The sequence below is a fragment of the Treponema brennaborense DSM 12168 genome (assembly GCF_000212415.1).
In the GTDB taxonomy this organism is placed as follows: domain Bacteria; phylum Spirochaetota; class Spirochaetia; order Treponematales; family Treponemataceae; genus Treponema_F; species Treponema_F brennaborense.
The window spans coordinates 900,752-916,710 of the sequence record NC_015500.1 but is presented as its reverse complement, the minus strand read 5'-3'; the positions used below and the strand labels follow the sequence as shown (position 1 = coordinate 916,710).

General features: G+C 40.6%; 16 protein-coding genes. 4 read left to right on the top strand and 12 right to left on the bottom strand.

Going from position 1 to position 15,959, the window contains the following annotated elements; genetic code table 11:
* Window positions 1-68: 68 nt before the first annotated feature.
* The 11 genes from TREBR_RS03770 to TREBR_RS14535 all read right to left on the bottom strand — a co-directional run bounded on the left by TREBR_RS03770 (window position 69) and on the right by TREBR_RS14535 (window position 10,519).
* Window positions 69-947 carry a hypothetical protein gene (locus TREBR_RS03770; protein ID WP_013757900.1) on the bottom strand — a complete coding sequence of 293 codons (879 nt, stop codon included), beginning with the start codon at window positions 945-947 and terminating at the stop codon, window positions 69-71.
* Window positions 934-1,884: a hypothetical protein gene (locus tag TREBR_RS03765; protein ID WP_156786595.1), complete on the bottom strand. Its 951-nt coding sequence runs from the start codon at window positions 1,882-1,884 to the stop codon at window positions 934-936. The genes TREBR_RS03770 and TREBR_RS03765 overlap by 14 nt, the downstream gene beginning before the upstream one ends.
* Window positions 1,885-1,936: 52 nt before the next feature.
* On the bottom strand, window positions 1,937-2,950 hold the full coding sequence (locus TREBR_RS13485) for a 3-oxoacyl-[acyl-carrier-protein] synthase III C-terminal domain-containing protein (RefSeq protein ID WP_052296146.1): 1,014 nt from the start codon (window positions 2,948-2,950) through the stop codon (window positions 1,937-1,939).
* A 43-nt stretch (window positions 2,951-2,993) separates the two neighbouring features.
* The gene (locus TREBR_RS03755) at window positions 2,994-3,518 is read right to left on the bottom strand and encodes a GNAT family N-acetyltransferase (protein WP_013757897.1); all 525 of its coding nucleotides are present in this window, start codon (window positions 3,516-3,518) and stop codon (window positions 2,994-2,996) included.
* Window positions 3,506-4,453, bottom strand: a complete 948-nt coding sequence (locus tag TREBR_RS03750; protein WP_013757896.1) for a hypothetical protein — start codon at window positions 4,451-4,453, stop codon at window positions 3,506-3,508. The genes TREBR_RS03755 and TREBR_RS03750 overlap by 13 nt, the downstream gene beginning before the upstream one ends.
* A 49-nt stretch (window positions 4,454-4,502) precedes the next feature.
* Window positions 4,503-5,006, bottom strand: a complete 504-nt coding sequence (locus TREBR_RS03745; protein WP_013757895.1) for a GNAT family N-acetyltransferase — start codon at window positions 5,004-5,006, stop codon at window positions 4,503-4,505.
* A 36-nt stretch (window positions 5,007-5,042) separates the two neighbouring features.
* Window positions 5,043-6,248: an ATP-grasp domain-containing protein gene (locus TREBR_RS03740; RefSeq protein WP_013757894.1), complete on the bottom strand. Its 1,206-nt coding sequence runs from the start codon at window positions 6,246-6,248 to the stop codon at window positions 5,043-5,045.
* Window positions 6,248-7,360: a DegT/DnrJ/EryC1/StrS family aminotransferase gene (locus tag TREBR_RS03735; RefSeq protein ID WP_013757893.1), complete on the bottom strand. Its 1,113-nt coding sequence runs from the start codon at window positions 7,358-7,360 to the stop codon at window positions 6,248-6,250. Before TREBR_RS03735 ends, TREBR_RS03740 begins: the two co-directional genes overlap by 1 nt.
* 2 nt (window positions 7,361-7,362) lie before the next feature.
* Window positions 7,363-8,223: an acyltransferase family protein gene (locus TREBR_RS03730; protein ID WP_156786594.1), complete on the bottom strand. Its 861-nt coding sequence runs from the start codon at window positions 8,221-8,223 to the stop codon at window positions 7,363-7,365.
* A 237-nt stretch (window positions 8,224-8,460) separates the two neighbouring features.
* Window positions 8,461-9,903, bottom strand: coding sequence for a lipopolysaccharide biosynthesis protein (locus TREBR_RS03725; protein ID WP_013757892.1), 1,443 nt, complete (start codon window positions 9,901-9,903; stop codon window positions 8,461-8,463).
* Window positions 9,904-10,159: 256 nt separating this feature from the next.
* Complete coding sequence (locus TREBR_RS14535) at window positions 10,160-10,519, bottom strand: sugar phosphate nucleotidyltransferase (RefSeq protein WP_215904833.1); 360 nt, start codon at window positions 10,517-10,519, stop codon at window positions 10,160-10,162.
* A gap of 354 nt (window positions 10,520-10,873) precedes the next feature.
* Here TREBR_RS14535 and TREBR_RS03720 point away from each other — a divergent pair, with 354 nt between their 5' ends.
* Both TREBR_RS03720 and TREBR_RS03715 read left to right on the top strand, forming a co-directional pair.
* Entirely contained in the window at window positions 10,874-11,263 is a 390-nt protein-coding gene (locus TREBR_RS03720) for a helix-turn-helix domain-containing protein (RefSeq protein ID WP_041610612.1), read from the top strand.
* A gap of 114 nt (window positions 11,264-11,377) precedes the next feature.
* Entirely contained in the window at window positions 11,378-12,010 is a 633-nt protein-coding gene (locus tag TREBR_RS03715; RefSeq protein WP_013757890.1) for an adenylate kinase, read from the top strand.
* A 152-nt stretch (window positions 12,011-12,162) separates the two neighbouring features.
* Here the strand turns inward: TREBR_RS03715 and TREBR_RS03710 are convergent, their stop codons facing one another.
* Entirely contained in the window at window positions 12,163-13,974 is a 1,812-nt protein-coding gene (locus TREBR_RS03710; RefSeq protein WP_013757889.1) for a thiamine pyrophosphate-dependent enzyme, read from the bottom strand.
* Window positions 13,975-14,247: 273 nt separating this feature from the next.
* Between TREBR_RS03710 and TREBR_RS03705 the strand changes: the two genes are divergently transcribed.
* Both TREBR_RS03705 and TREBR_RS03700 read left to right on the top strand, forming a co-directional pair.
* Entirely contained in the window at window positions 14,248-15,336 is a 1,089-nt protein-coding gene (locus TREBR_RS03705; RefSeq protein ID WP_013757888.1) for a hypothetical protein, read from the top strand.
* On the top strand, window positions 15,317-15,904 hold the full coding sequence (locus TREBR_RS03700) for a helix-turn-helix domain-containing protein (RefSeq protein WP_013757887.1): 588 nt from the start codon (window positions 15,317-15,319) through the stop codon (window positions 15,902-15,904). The genes TREBR_RS03705 and TREBR_RS03700 overlap by 20 nt, the downstream gene beginning before the upstream one ends.
* The last annotated feature ends 55 nt before the right edge of the window (window positions 15,905-15,959 follow it).

Sequence of the window (15,959 nt, the reverse complement as noted above, 5' to 3'; positions counted from 1 at the left end):
AGTAAATAGAAATTCAAAAATATGGACCGTAAATTTACTTTTAATACTTTCTTAATCAGATTCATTATTCACTCCGGAAATTTCCTATGATTTTTTATTTCCTGTATTTTCATAAAAATCCATGTCGGTAAAATTGCAACCAAAAAAGAAATTTTTTGATAATATGTTTTTAAGTCATTACAAATGTAATTTCGTCCGAAATTATTTGCATATTCATTTACGGAGATATGCTCACATATAACTTCTTCTACTTGACTTCTTTTATTTTCTTGGGTGGAGTATACTGCATCGATTATTGATTCATATTTATAAATCCCTATACCTCCGAATGCAGACCTGCACAAAATATAATCATTTTTTTTAGTTTTTATTTCTCTATTAAGATATTGTTCTTTGTAAGTTAACTGATTAGTCTTTGAATTCGCCGGAACATAAGCATACGTATCATAAAATTTAGTAAAAACAGGACGCCCCAACACAGTTGCATACAACAATCCATTTGCAAATATAGCACTCCAGTCATATGGGGCATTCTTTATTGCCTGTACAATTTCTTTTTCATCAAAATTATCCAAATCTATATCAATTATTACTATATAATCAGTATGTATGGACTTTTGTTTCATTATTTGAAGATATTTGTTTCTAACAGCAACCATTTTTTCAATTCTATTTCTACAGGTACCGGAAAAAGAATTATCGGAGAAATATGAAACAGAAGAGATATCTATTCCATCGTGAGAATCAATTAATATCTGTTCATTTTTTTTCTGCCAAGCATGCAAGACGTCTTTGGTTCGGTCTTTGCTATCATTTTCAACTACGATAATCCATGAATTCATAAAATATTTTCTTAATACGTCTAGTTTCGGAATATTTCGGTAAAGAGCAGATTCAACATCCCTGGCCAAAATACATATGGCGACAGATTTTTCATTTAATTCCATGCTTTAATTCCTTGAAAGACTTATATAATTTTTTAGCCAAATCAAATCCCAATATTTTTATCATCAATAAAATAACAAATGCTTTTACTTTATTTCTATTTCTGTTTTCAAAAATTTTCATTTGAAATTTTTCAAGATTTTCAGAAAAGACAACTATCTGCGCAGAATTCTTATTCAGCTTTTGTGGATCACATATTTTCTGATCTTTAAAAATAGATAACCTTATGTCACAACAATGTTCTCCGCTTCCGTCCCAACCGTTGTTTTTTACAAGAGAAACAGTAGGCATAAGAACATATTTTTTTGTAATAGTAAGATAGAGAGAGCGGACAATATCTATACAGGAAATTTCCTCTGTATTAAAGAGAAACAGAGTCATAATCTTGTTTTTAGGAGAAAAATTTAATTGTCTTAACGACTCTTTATCAGTAAGAGCTTTTCTGATAAATTCAGAACTCAAATCGTTCAGCAGCAATGTTCGTTTTTTCCCCCATTCACCATAACCCCATGCCGAAAAATATTGATGCTGAAGTATTGCTGAAGCCGTTGTTTCCCATTTTATCGGATAGGAATATCCGCAGATAGATACGACATCAGGATCATCCCGATATCTTTCCAACCCTTTATTTATGAAATCCAAAAATGCAGGAGAGAAAATGTTATCATCCTCTGTATAAATGTACGCATCGTATTTTGTGAGGACATAATTCTGCAATTCACTACTATTTTTAAAAGATCCATAATTTTCAGTCCGTTCAAAACATTCTACATTTTTGAATCCTTTTATAGACGGAATATATTCTTTAATCTTCTTCCATCCATCTATATACTTTTCAGCAGGCGGAAAATCCAAACCTATTATAAGTTCCGTTTCAGAAGCATGAAAACAGGCCGCAAGAGATTCTATACACGCCTTAAAATGAGAAAATCGATTCAATGTCGGAATAATTATCGGATAACACATAAAAGACGAACTAGAAGGCATCAAATTATATCTTCTCCAACATACAGCCGCTCCAACTCAACCCGACTCCGAATCCTGCCAGTAAAATATGTTTTTTAGTGTACAATGTTTCGTCTTTCAGTTTTTCTGACAGGACAATTGGTATTGAGTTTGAGACCGTATTTCCGATATCCTCAATAAAATAAGCAAAACGCTCGTTTTCCACTTTCAGCTTTTTCCGCAGATATTCAAGAATATACACATTCGCCTGATAAAACACAAAATAATCTATATCATCCATCTGCTTTTGATTTCTCTCCAGCACATTTTTTACCAGTTTTGGAACTTGCTTGAGTGTGAAAGAAAAAATGCTCGCTCCATCCATAAACATCTGAACGTCGGAACGTATATTTCTGTCTTTCTGCAAGATCTCATTCAAAGATTTCGCGGGCAGCGGAGTTCTTCCACCGTTCTTTGCATTGATTCTGATAGAAGAATTTCTCCTTCCGTCAGTTCCCAATTCAAAAAAAGATTCTGCAAAACTTCCTTTATCAATGATTGTTGCCGTCCCTGCATCACCGATGTAGAAACATATTGTGCTTATTTTATTTAGTTCATTAACTACTTGTGCATTATGACAACACATTGAATACTCTAGATTCTTCTCCAAAAAATCCACTTGCATCTGCAGCTTATTCTTATCAATCCAGAAATCATCACCTTCACAGATAGCTATATATTTTCCTTTTGTTCTTTTTACGGTATTCCCGAATACATCTATATCTTGTGAATATTCATTCACTGTATGATAAATCGGTTTTATTATATTTTGATATTTTTTTTCATATTCCTTTAAGATAATTGCAGTATCATCAGTTGAAGTATCCTCATTAACCAACACCTCAAATGGGAAATCAGTTTCTTGGATAAGAAAACCATTTAAGGCATCTTTTATATATTTTTCATGATTATATGTTAGACATACAACAGAAACCATCGGATGTTCTAGATCCTGATTTTTCCAAGTACTCATTACATCTTCTTGCGTTCTATTTATCATTTGATTCTACCGTATTTCAATTTTATGCTATTGGCAATTCGTATTAAATTGTTATTCCAGCCGTAAATTCATTTTTTAGCATTGCATACATTCTCATACTTATAAAACTACCATTTTTAAAAACGCATTCTCTTTTTATTCCTTCTTGTACAAATCCAATCTTTTCATAAACATGAATCGCTCTTGAATTACTTTCTAATACTGATAATTCTATGCGTCTTAGGTTTAAATTGTTAAATGCATGATTAAGCATTTCTTTTATTGCGAAAGTACCTATTCCCTTTCCAAAAGAGGCTTCACTTCCTAACATTATATGCAGTACAGCACATTGATTTAACTGATCTACATCAGTTAAACTGATAAGACCTAAAAGTTTATCGTCTTCATCAACAATAGAACATCTAACTGTAGTCTTTCGATTTTTGAGATAATTTTGGAACCATTCGCTATCAGTATTTATATCTATGTACCGATATGGAGCTCCTAATAAATCTATTAGCCTTTTATCATTTCTCCATTTGTTTATAGTTTCTATATCCTTTTCTGCTAATTCCCTTAACCTATACATTTCATCAACTCCTCTAGCAAATACGTTATTTCCTCAAGTCCATACCGTTGATCTATTGGTAACGGCAGAATATTTTCTGCATAATCCTTTTCTATACAGTTTTCCTGATTAAGCACATTAGGCCATAGGGTTGGTATATAAATCTTCTTTGTAGATAACTGTTTTTTTATATTTATTCCGTTTTTTATATAGAATGGATAGCAATAAGGAGCTCCTGTCTGTATCAAATCAAGTTTATTTTTTGATTTTAATTGTTTATTCAAGAATGACCAATTCTCATTTCGCTTTTGCATTACTTTAGGATAATCAATCTGACTCAATAAATTGTGAGTTAGTTTTGACATATACTTTAACGGTAATCCCTTAAAAGACTCGTCATTATTATGGAAATCAGAATAATAATCAGAAGCACTACTTTCAAATCTGCCTAAGATATGTTTCATTCTGTCTTTTGAAATATCAGTTTCTATATTTTCCTGACATCTCTTTTCTGTTGAAAGATAAGCACCATCAGAAACACCAAAATATTTTCTACAAGAATAGATAGTATCTATTTTTTCTATTGGTTCCTGAAAAAATGCTTGAACATTATCTATTATTATGTTTTTATACTTTGTTTTAAATTCTCTGATTTCTTTGTTTGATATCTGACCGTAATAATTAACAATATAGAGATATTGATTTTCTCCAAGTAAAAAATCAATAATGGGTTTAAATTGTCTATCTATATGATAGAACGAGTATTTGATTTCCTCTCTTTCACACACCTCAGATACAGAATCACATAAAAAATATGGAAGAAAAACCTTCTTGATTTTTTTTGCTTTAGCTATATAAACAAATGCATTTCTTGCAGTATTAACTGATATCAGATTTGAATAATATTCTTTTCCACTGGACAGTTCTAATTCTAAATAGCCACCAATCTCTTTCATACGCATCTCCGAGATTGTTGACTTATATAAATTGAACAAAGATGAGTCTTTAAGAAAGTTTTATATACCCCCCCCCCCTATACTCAGAAACTTCACAAATATTAATTTTTTTCTGCATAATCAGAGATTCATCCTTTTCTAGTATTTGAATAAACCCTGAATGCTCATACAGAGCCTTTACTTTTTCATTAGTTTTATTTACTTCCAACTGTACTAGCGGATAATTCTGACACTTAGCCTTTGTTTCTAAAAGAAAAAACATTTTTTTAAACAATTTTTTACCTTGATATTCTTTTAAAACACAAGCTAAAGTTATATACAAAAAATTACTGTTATTCATATAAAAAGCAATTAATCCTATAAGTTTATCAGATTCATTTCTTACTGTAACAAATGTTGCCAGAGAAGAAATTTTCTTACAGAACGATTCTATTTGTACTCCTTCTAGTAAATATGGGTAGTGTTTTTTTGCTTGAATAACAAATTCAAATACTTCATCAAAAGACACTGTTTCTATGAAAAACTGAAAATAATCTTTTGTATTCAAATTCATAACACCACTACCTAAATATCTGTATCAATACTATTATTATGACAACTCTATATGAAGCCATTTTCTTGATTTTGACATTACATCATCAAGTTCTTCCCGTGTATCAAACCTAAAGAACATATCTCCTAACGACATATTAGCACCTGTAAAAGGTAAGACCTTATCTCTTTCTTTTGCTGTTATATCAGTAAGCTTCAGATATTTTTCTTCAATTTCCTTTTCGACCCATATTTTTTTTAGAGTACCGCTTTTTCCAGATTCTGCGTGAACTACCATTTCACACCAATGACCATTACAGTCAGTCTGATGTAACTCCACTAAGGGCATTCCTATAGAACTTCTAATTTCATTCTCTATCAATGTATTAGAAAACGCCATTTGTTGTAATTCTGCGATTTTACAGCCCCCGCCGCGCGGTGAAATTTCCATCAGATATGGTTTGCCATTAGAAACACAGGTTTCAATGTTGTAAATTCCAGTTTTCATATCAAGCAGAGTCATAAGCCTTTGAGTTTCTTTAGTAAGTTCCTCTTGATATTTTTCTTTCATAGATGATGGCCAGATAATAAAAGCTGGTGTATACGGATTCTCTGCATCCTTATCAAATAATTGATCAGAATATGTCACAAACTTAAGCTCACCGTTAATCGTAAAAGAATCGGCGCTTGAATGATGTCCTTCAAAAGTAAGAAAATCTTCTATAATAAAAGCTCCGTTATGAGAGCCCCCTAAGGCAATTTTTATAGCATCTTCGAGCTTTTCAGGGAAATCAACTTTTGTAACTCCTTTACTTCCTGCAGAATCTGTCGGTTTTACAATAACAGGCCATGTAAAAAAGTTCACATCTTCAACTGCTTCTTTTATGTTTGTATACCGTCTTGCATGAGGCGCATTAAAACCATTATCAGCAAGAAACTGTCTGAATAATCCTTTATCCTGCAAGATACAAGTTGATTTGTATGAGCCTTGAAACGGCAGTTCCATCTGTTCTGCTACAAATGCAGCCGTTATAACACCAGGATCACAAGCAAAAGATATTATTCCATCGATTTTAAGTCTTTTAGCAGCTTCTAATGTTGCTTCTTTGTCAATAATACTAACATTAACATATTCGTCAGAATGCTTGTGCGCAACATTATCCGGTAAATAATCTGCAGTTATTACATATAATCCTAATTTGTGCGCAGCTTCAATAACTGGTAAAATATAACGTGAACCGCCAAGAATCATCAACTTTTTCATTACTTCCTCACTATTGAAATTACTCGCCCAATATCTTCATCAGATAACCATGCATACATCGGCAAACACAACACCTGTTCTGCCATTTTATTTGAAACAGGAAGATTTTCCGGGGCAGCTGATTCAAGACCACGATATGTGCTGAATTCACTTATAAGCGGATAAAAATACCTTCTTCCCAGAATATTGTGTTCTTTGAGTTTTGCATAAAGTTCATCCCGGCTCATTCCATATTTTTCTTTGTCAATAAAAATCGGGAAGTACGAGTAGTTGTGTCTTACGCCTTCTATATCCTCAAGCCAGCGAATTCCTTCAACTTCTTTTAAGCCTTCACGATATTTTTTTGCCGTCGAGTTCCGGCTTTCTATAGCCTTATCAACCTGCTTCAAGTTTAAAAGCCCGTAAGCACTGCGGATTTCGTCCATCTTGCTGTTTATTCCCGGCGCAACAACGGTAACTTCATCTGCAAAACCGAAGTTTTTCAGATAATCAATCCGTTTTTTCATCGCCTCGTCATGACAGATAAGAGCACCGCCTTCGATAGTGTTGTATACCTTTGTCGCATGAAAACTGAGCGTGGATACATCGCCCTCATCCAAAATTGATTTTCCGTTCACCTTTACGCCAAAGGCGTGTGCAGCATCATAAATCACTTTCAGCCCGTATTTATCGGCAATTTCCTTTATCCGTTTTGTGTCGCAAGGCGTTCCATAAACGTGAACAGGCATAATTGCAGTAGTTTTTGGAGTGATTGCTGCCTCTATTTTTTCCGGGTCAATATTTCCCGTTTTTTCATCAATATCAACAAAGACTGGCTTTATTCCGTTCCACCAGATAGAATGTGTTGTAGCTACAAAACTGTACGGTGTTGTAATAACTTCTCCGGTTATTCTGAGCGCCTGAAGCGCTGTAATTAAAGGCAGGGTTCCGTTCGTAAAAAGACTCAGATACGGCACGCCCAAATATTCCGACAGAGCTTTCTCCAGCTCCTTATGATAGAATCCGTTGTTTGTGAGCCACTTCCGACTCCAAATATCCTCAAGATATTTCTCAAATTCTTTCAAATCCGGCAACAGCGGGGACGTTACGGTTATTGTTTTTTGTTCGGTCATATTTATTTTTCCATTTTAGATATCATTTGAATTATTTTTCCAAAAATATATTTTCTACAAACATCAATAAACATACAGATAAAATAAACTGACAAAGTACAACAAAACGCGTGGAGTATAAAATATTTATTTGATGTGAATGCCTCTACATTTTTGCAGACATCTTGCCACAACCATCTGCGCATCGTATCGCTAGAGGCATGTATCATAAGAACACCAAAAGTTGATGCAGCCATTATGTTTATTACTTTATTTGATCCAATTTTTATGTTCTTAAAATAAAGAAACAATCCTATTGCAGTTGTAATAGCAAGAATCTTATTTGAATCCGAAACAAACCAATAGTAAAGAAGATTTTTATTTATTTTTACAGATACAATCCTGATTACTACAATACTCAACCACGAAAGTAACAGAGTTCCCACGCATAGCAATATTGTAGTTTTTTTGTTTTTCATCCATTCCATTTCATACAGACGGATGTAACACCCAATAAAATAAACTGTTATATACCAACCAATATATTCAAAAGCGGTATTTAATAAGAATGATGATAATCCTGTAAAAAGAATTAAAAGCGTTATAATCAATTTCTCAAAACTTTTCTTATCTAAACACAGTATAAACTTGTTTACAAATGGAATAAGTATATACAGTCCCAAAAATGATGAAGTAAATCCTTTTCCAAAATTAAAAGGTATTACAAAAATTGTTTTATAAAATTCTTTTAAAGAAAATTGTTCATAACCTGTAAGTAAAAAGATTCCTGAAATTACCCACCTGTATAAAATTATTTCCAATACAAGATTTATCACTTTTTTCCATTTGAAATCCTGCTTGCACATAAAATAGCTGGTAATCAAAACGAACACATTTATAGCAGTTTTTCCACCCCAGCCGAAAACCAGTGCAAATATTGTGTTGAATTCACTTGCTATCTGACTGGGGGGGGGGGGTATTAATTATACACTGATAGATACCGCTGTTTACAACATAATGATGCGCAATAATCACGAGCATCATCAGGATTCTGAGCAATTCTATATTAGAATCCCTCTGCTTCTTTACAGGATGAAATTCTGTTGATAAATAGCATTCTTTCACTTTCTTAAACCTTTGATTGTATTTACAAAATATTCGTACGACTCAAGATGAAATAATTTTGAAAGCAGAGTGTAGATTACGAATCCTGCCAAAATTTGCAAAATTAAAAGAACAACCGTCATCATCGGAATAAAATGAATACTCCAAACGGCAGCGGCCATTGCTATGGAAAGCAGAAAAGACGGCAGAAGATCTTTCCACTGCTCTATATATGAATATCCCATCAACTTTTTATTTGGATATGCATTTATGAACGTCGAAATAAAACCGGAAACGACCTGTCCAACAGCCATCGCATAGATCCCCAAGGGAATTGTTATGACAAGATTGATAACCGTTACTATCTTTTTTATAATTTCAAGCTTTAAGAAAATATCGCTTCTTCCAAGCGCGTTTATTCCCGTAAGATTAGCTGTATGAATCGGGTACAAGGCATAGCTGATGCAGGCAAGCTGCAGGAACGGTACACACGGCAACCACTTGTCTGTAAGCAACAGTTTTACCAGCGGCTCGGCAACAGCTGCAAGTCCGAACATGCACGGCATAAGAATATAGGCGCTTGTACTTATGGAACGCCGCGTTATCCGCTTCACTTCCTGAACATTATCATTGTTTGCGGAAAGAGTCGGCAGCATCACGCTCTGTATGGAACCGTCAAGATTTGATGCAATGACCTGAGGAAACTGCTGCCCTCTGTTAAAGACTCCCAGCTGACTGCTGGAATACAAACGTCCGATAACAAGGTTGTAGATATTCCTGAAAACTGTATCAAGCAGAGCCGAACAAAGAAGTTTCCAGCCGAAGCCGAACAGCTGCTTCACTCTTTCAAAGGAAAACAACAGTTTTGGACGCCATTTTACGGTAAACCATAAAATCACACAGGTCAGAAATACACTGGAAAGCTGCTGAAAAACAAGCGCCCATACTCCGAAGCCAAAATATGCAAGGATAATTCCGAGAATACCGGAACCAATTACAGCCCCCATACTGCTGAAAAAGAACCGCTTGAACTGCATAGTCTTTGAAATGTATGCGCTCTGAACGCTGTTCACTGCGCCGAAGAAAAGCGTTATTGAAATCACCCGTAAAAGCGGTTTTAGAACCGGCTGATTATAAAATTCTGCAATAATCGGCGATATAAAGAACAGCAGCAGATATAAAACAGCTGAAATAAACAGGCTCAAATACAAGATAGAAGAAAAATCAACGTCATCGCTGTCTTTCTTCTGAATCAAAGCAGTATTGAATCCGCTTTGAATAAATACATTCGCAATCTGTACAAAAACGAGGAGCAGCGCAATCACACCGTAGTCAGAAGGTGTAACAAGCCGCGCAAGTACAATAGACAGAATAAATTGAACTCCTTGTACTCCGCCGCGTTCCAAGAATTTCCAAATCAGGGATGATATGACTGTATTTTTTGTAATTTTTTCAGACATTTTTATTAAGATAAAACATTTTTTCTGAACGCCTAAACAAGATTCTGTTATTATAAAAAAGCCTGCTATAGCCTATCAGAAACGTTTGAATAGTCTAATTGTATATATCCAAATATTGCTAAAAGAAAACATTGCTGTAACAAGACTCATTGTAATACCGACTTTTCTACTCAATATCGGTCCATGAAAATAATGCATCAGCGGAGTATATATCTGAAACAAAAAATATCCGCTAGCAAAACTCAGTACATATTTCTTAAATAGCGGCAAAATCTCTGTTCGCCACGAATAAAAAAAGTTCTTTGATTTCTGCCACATTTGTTTTATAATAGCTGCCGTCTGCAAGATATTCTGTTGCGGCAGGCAAGTCTGATTTTTCAACAAACTGTGCAAGTTTCAGGACAGAACCGGAACCTGCTGTTTTCATATAACCATAGCCCGTTTCCGGAGATACAGAAACTACACCGAATGTTACAAGTGTGCCGTTTGAACAGCTTGTAATGCGGCTGCAGCTATTGCCGGCGCTGTGTTTTTTCCAATCGGTTCCAATAGCATTGTATACTCTGATGTAAGGGCAAGAAATTGTTTTAAAAATTGTGACCGGGATAAAGGCCACAGTCTGGTTCCGAATCTGCCGATAACGGCAACCGAACGGCTGCATAAAGCGTTTACGTGCGCAAGGTTACGGCTGCGCAGGATGGGAGCGGGCGAAGCGTGCGGAAACCGGAACGGTTGACGCACCGAGGCGAAGGAGCCGAGCCGCGGACAGCCTGGCTGCAAACGACGTACCGCCCGAAAGAGAAAATTATAAAACCAAACGTTCCCGCCGAAACAAGGTAACAGAATGGCGAACCGTAATTCTTTTAACAGAAACCGAAGTTGATAATGATATATCATTATCACTTAATAAATACTATGAAATATCATTATTGTCAAGCCGGTAATAATGATTTTGCATTATCATGCGTTTATGAGTTCTTTCCGTCGGAATTTACGAAACGAATTGGATTATCAGCTTTTAACGGTCAAAGAATTAGCCGCAAAAACGGGAATTCCCAAACCGTCGCTTGATTGTTATTTGGGAAGCCGGGCAACCGTTCCGAATGCGGAAATTGCCGTCAGGATCGCAAAGGCGCTGAACGTATCCGTCGAATATCTGGTTACGGGGCAAAACGATTCCCCCCGTCCCGACGACGAATACCTGCCGCCGCTATACGCGGAGTTTCGGCCCCTGCTGCACATGATGATCGATCTGCCTGAGGAAAAACGGGCTGAAATAAAAAATTTCATAACGTTTACCTACGCGGAATTTACCAAACGGGAATCTGAAAAAAAGGGAGTCGTTGTTTCGGTTAGTTAAGCTGCCGGTGATGTAAGTTCCGGCAGTGCAAATAATTTCACTGTCAACAGTTTCACTGTACATATCGCCCGAAATAGTGTAAAATGTATGCACAAAATAAGAGGAGCTTCCGTCATGAAATTTATTTTTTTAGGACCGCCGGGCGCCGGTAAAGGTACGTTGGCTGCGAAAGTCGCAGAATCATATAATATCCCTCATATTTCGACCGGAGAAATTTTCCGCGCGGCGATAAAAGCTCAAACTCCGCTCGGAAAAAAAGTTCAGGCTATCATCGACGCCGGATCACTGGTAAGCGACGATATTACGATAGAATTGGTCCGCGAGCGGCTGTCCCAGCCCGACGCGCAGAAAGGATTTATTCTGGACGGATTTCCGCGCACCATTCCGCAGGCGGAAGCGCTTGAAGGAATTGTTCCGGTAAACGCGGTGGTAAACTTTGACATCGCGGATAAAGAAGTTGTGGAGCGGCTGTCGGGCCGGCGCGTCTGCAGAAACTGCGGACAGAATTACCACGTTAAGTTCATGCCTCCGGCGCACGAAGGCATATGCGATTCGTGCAAAGCCGAGCTCTATATTCGCGACGACGACAAAATCGAAGCGATCACGCACCGCCTTGAAGTATATCGGGAACAGACGGCGCCGCTCATCGACTTCTATCGGAACAAAAAGGTGCTGACGGATATCGACGCCCGCCCGCTGACCTCCGCCATTCTGAAAGAATTTGAAGCGAAGTTTCCGAAAAACTGACGCTCCGGCGTACTGAAAAATGCGGCGAAAGCCGCACTGCAAAATCTCAACGCAAAGCCGCAGTGTTATTCTGCGGCTTTTTTATGCACTGCGCGCAAAACTGTTACAGCTGCCTAAATCCGCACTGCAAAGCTGCACCGGGAACCCGTCGCCTAATTCAGAATGGCGTCGATGTTCGGCTTGCCGGCGGGAACGAACGGATACACGTTTTCATCCCGGGAAATTCTGCACCGCACGAACCGGGGCCCGCCGCCGGCCGCGGGGAACGCTTTTTCATACCAGAGCGGATCAGACTGCACGTCTGCCGCGGGAATACCGAAGCCGGAAGCGATGCGCACCAAATCGGGCTGTTTTGAAAACAGACACGCCGAATAATTTTTTGCGAACAGGAATTCCTGCTGTTGGCGAACCATACCGAGCGAACCGTTTTCCAGTACGATCACCGTAACGTCAAGTCCTTGCTCCGCAAGCGTCGCCAATTCCTGAACGTTCATCATGATCGAACCGTCACCTGAAAAACAGATCACACGTTTTCCCGGATTTGCAAGCGCGGCACCGATCGCCGCCGGTAACCCGAAGCCCATCGTTCCGAGCGAACCGCTGGTCAAAAGCTGCCGCGGTTTTTCTACGGGATAATACTGCGCCGTCCACATCTGATGCTGCCCGACGTCCGTCGTAACGATAATATCCGAAGCGCAAATTCCCGCACGACCGGCGAGTTCGGGCACGGAGGCGATAAATACACGAGGATCCGGCAGCCGGCCGGCGTTTTCCGAAACGACGGATTCCGAAGCGGTACTTCCGGCAGCTGCCGGAACGGGCCCGTGTTTTCCGTAAACGCCGCAAGCCGATGTGCCCGGAACGCGCGCCCGTTCCGAACGATACGAGCCGGCCGCGGAAGCAAGCCAGTGCGACCGCGCGCTGCGGCCGCTTTCGGTTTCTGCATATTCCCGTACGCGCTGCGCCAAAGCGGGCAGCGCCGATTCGCAGTCGGCAATCACGGAAATCGACGCCGGCAGTATTTTGTTTACTTCCGCCGCGTCGATGTCAATATGCAAAATCTGCGCATCGGGACAAAATTCCCGTACGATGCCGGTTGCCCGATCGTCGAAGCGGACGCCGGCGGCCAAAACCAGATCGGAATCGTACATCGCGCGGTTCGCTGCCGCACAGCCGTGCATTCCGACCATACCGCACCATACCGGATGGGATTCGGGCACACAGCCGATTCCCATCAGACTGGATACGACCGGCATCGGGAATACCTCCAGCAGTGCCGCTATACCCGCGGCCGCTTCAGGAGAATTGCAGCCGCCGCCGGCGTACAGCACGGGTCGGGAAGATTCGTGCAGCGCGCAGGCAAAAGCATCGATTTTCCGCGCAAACTCGGCGCCTTCAGACCGAAAGCGCGCCGCGCGGCGATAGCGCTTTCCCGGTTCGGGCCACGAGTCGAACCGGCAAACTGCGGTTTGAACGTCGCGCGGAACGTCTATCAGCACGGGCCCCGGACGCCCGGAAGCGGCTATTTCAAACGCCTGCGGGATTGCCTGAAGCAGTTCTTCGGGAGACTTGACCATAACGCTGTGTTTCGTAATGGGAAACGAAAGTCCGAACGTATCGGCTTCCTGAAACGCGTCCGTTCCGATGAGGGAGGAATTGACCTGCCCGGTAATCGCAACGAGCGGCACTGAATCGGAGCGCGCGTCGGCAATCGCAGTCAATAAGTTCATGGCTCCCGGACCGCTGGTCGCAAGACAGACTGCGGGCAGCCCGGTCGTCCGCGCGATACCTTGAGCGATAAATCCGGCCGCTTGTTCGTGCCGGACCAAAACGTGGGTGATGGAACTGCGCGACAGTTCGTCGTACAGCGGCAAAATCGATCCGCCCGGAATTCCGGCTGCCGTCGTAATCCCCTGCCGTTCCAACAGCTGCACTATAATCCGAGCTCCGGTTGCTTCTATCATGCTAACTCCTCTAAAAAATTCCGCGCGTCGGCGCGATACGCATAAAAAAAGCCCTCCTTACGGAGGGCTTGTCTTGTCTGCACAGCATTTTTCAGTAATTGCGCTGCATATACAAATCCTCCTGTACTAAACCGCACTTTAGCACGACGACAGAGACGAGGACGACTACCAGCACTGCAAAAACTGTATTCATATGCATATCATATGCATAATTATTCATCTTGTCAAGTACTTACTTGCAATCCGCGTAAAATATGATATACTGATAATACTGTGATAAATGAAACTTTAAAAAAACAAAACGAATTTACTCAGGTCGATATAGAAGAATTCTACGGTGAATCGAAAAATCAGGATTCGGATTTTTCTACCGATATCGTCGTACTGACGGATAAAGAATCCGTACTGGTTAAAAAATTGCTGAACAAGCTCCAAACCGTTTCACCGGAAACGCTTGAAGGACTTACGAACCGAATTGCGGATATGAAACGCCTTGCAACGAGCATTGCGCATTTTCCGTCGCTGCTGCAGCGGCAAATCATCATGGGAGAAACCCGGACGCAATACACGCTCATTGAAGCGCTGCTGATACATCGGGACGGAGATAAAATGCTTCATCTGCCCTCAAAAGCGACGCTCGGCAAAGGATTTCTGGTAGTCAAATATCATACGTTTTCGTCGATGACGCGGATCGCAGAAAGTTCCGGACTCGATTATTCGGAAGTGCAAGCGTTCAAAACGGCGACCAGTATCATCATGTTTACCCTGATGGCGGAAGACGTGTACATGAACCTGATAGACGACATGTCCATCCCGATCGATATCCGGCGGCAGATTGCGTTCGCACTGATAATTCTGTGGGAACACCGCAACGATCAGAACGTATCGGACGCGGCGCCGGTTCTGCAAGCGGTTTGGGAAGCACGGCGAAATCTTGCGCCCGCGTTCGGAACGATGGTCGGAACCAGCGAGCTGCTGCTGCTGTCCATTCAGCTGGACGAACAGTGGAACGCGTTTCTGAAAGCCCGCCTCGGCGATCGGGACGTATCACAAGCTATGGAAGAATTCTTGTTCGGACTTTCATACGAGCAGATACAGACGCTCAGAACCACACTGAGGGAACAAGGTATTTCCGCTATCGGCCGTGACGAAATATCGTCGTTTTTGGAACAGGAAATCAAAACCGATATCAATTCCGATATCCGTGATTTTTATATGCTGTATACGGTTCGCCGCGACAATGCGCGCGCGCGCAAACGGCTCAATCTGAATGGTCCGCACAATACCCTTGAAGATCATTACATGCGGTTCATACTCGAAAAAAACAAGGAGAAACAATACAATGACATCTACGCAAAATAAACGGGTTCCCTACCGTTTCGGTGAAAAACTTCGGGCAGTGCGGGAGCGCAAAGGATATACGCTGAAAGTAGTCGCGCAGCGCGCGGGTGTGAGCGAAAGTCTGGTATCGCAGATCGAGCGGAACAAAGTTTCACCGGCAATCGACACGCTGCTGATGCTGGCGGACGTACTGGATATCAACCTTGAATTCCTGTTTGAAGAATACCGCCGGAATCGCCCGGTACAGGTGATTCGTGCAAACGAACGGCGCACTGTAGAAGAGGCCGAAGTAATATACGAAGAATTGGCAAAACCGACGGAAAGCGACGGCAAACACGCCCTTGAATCGTATCTGATACGGATTCCGGCGAACGGCAAAACTCACCGCGGTTCCTACGGACACATGGGACGGGAATTGGGCTTTATAATAGAAGGAAAAGCCCAACTTCAATACGAATCGCACGCGTACGACTTGGAACAGGGCGACAGCGTTTCATTTTCGGCATCGTCGCCGCACACATTGATAAATATCGGGGACTCACCGCTTAAAGCGTTCTGGGTCGTAACGCCGCCGCAGCGATTTGCATAACGCCGGCCATTTGCCGGTTTCGGCGCGGCGGATTCCGTTAACTCCGGCATCGCCG

Bases quoted from the DNA above. Each gene is read 5' to 3' on its own strand.
- TREBR_RS03770 (WP_013757900.1), bottom strand. From the start codon at position 947: ATGGAATTAAATGAAAAATCTGTCGCCATATGTATTTTGGCCAGGGAT.
- TREBR_RS13485 (WP_052296146.1), bottom strand. From the start codon at position 2,950: ATGATAAATAGAACGCAAGAAGATGTAATGAGTACTTGGAAAAATCAG.
- TREBR_RS03755 (WP_013757897.1), bottom strand. From the start codon at position 3,518: ATGTATAGGTTAAGGGAATTAGCAGAAAAGGATATAGAAACTATAAAC.
- TREBR_RS03750 (WP_013757896.1), bottom strand. From the start codon at position 4,453: ATGAAAGAGATTGGTGGCTATTTAGAATTAGAACTGTCCAGTGGAAAA.
- TREBR_RS03745 (WP_013757895.1), bottom strand. From the start codon at position 5,006: ATGAATTTGAATACAAAAGATTATTTTCAGTTTTTCATAGAAACAGTG.
- TREBR_RS03740 (WP_013757894.1), bottom strand. From the start codon at position 6,248: ATGAAAAAGTTGATGATTCTTGGCGGTTCACGTTATATTTTACCAGTT.
- TREBR_RS03735 (WP_013757893.1), bottom strand. From the start codon at position 7,360: ATGACCGAACAAAAAACAATAACCGTAACGTCCCCGCTGTTGCCGGAT.
- TREBR_RS03725 (WP_013757892.1), bottom strand. From the start codon at position 9,903: ATGTCTGAAAAAATTACAAAAAATACAGTCATATCATCCCTGATTTGG.
- TREBR_RS03720 (WP_041610612.1), top strand. From the start codon at position 10,874: ATGAGTTCTTTCCGTCGGAATTTACGAAACGAATTGGATTATCAGCTT.
- TREBR_RS03715 (WP_013757890.1), top strand. From the start codon at position 11,378: ATGAAATTTATTTTTTTAGGACCGCCGGGCGCCGGTAAAGGTACGTTG.
- TREBR_RS03710 (WP_013757889.1), bottom strand. From the start codon at position 13,974: ATGATAGAAGCAACCGGAGCTCGGATTATAGTGCAGCTGTTGGAACGG.
- TREBR_RS03700 (WP_013757887.1), top strand. From the start codon at position 15,317: ATGACATCTACGCAAAATAAACGGGTTCCCTACCGTTTCGGTGAAAAA.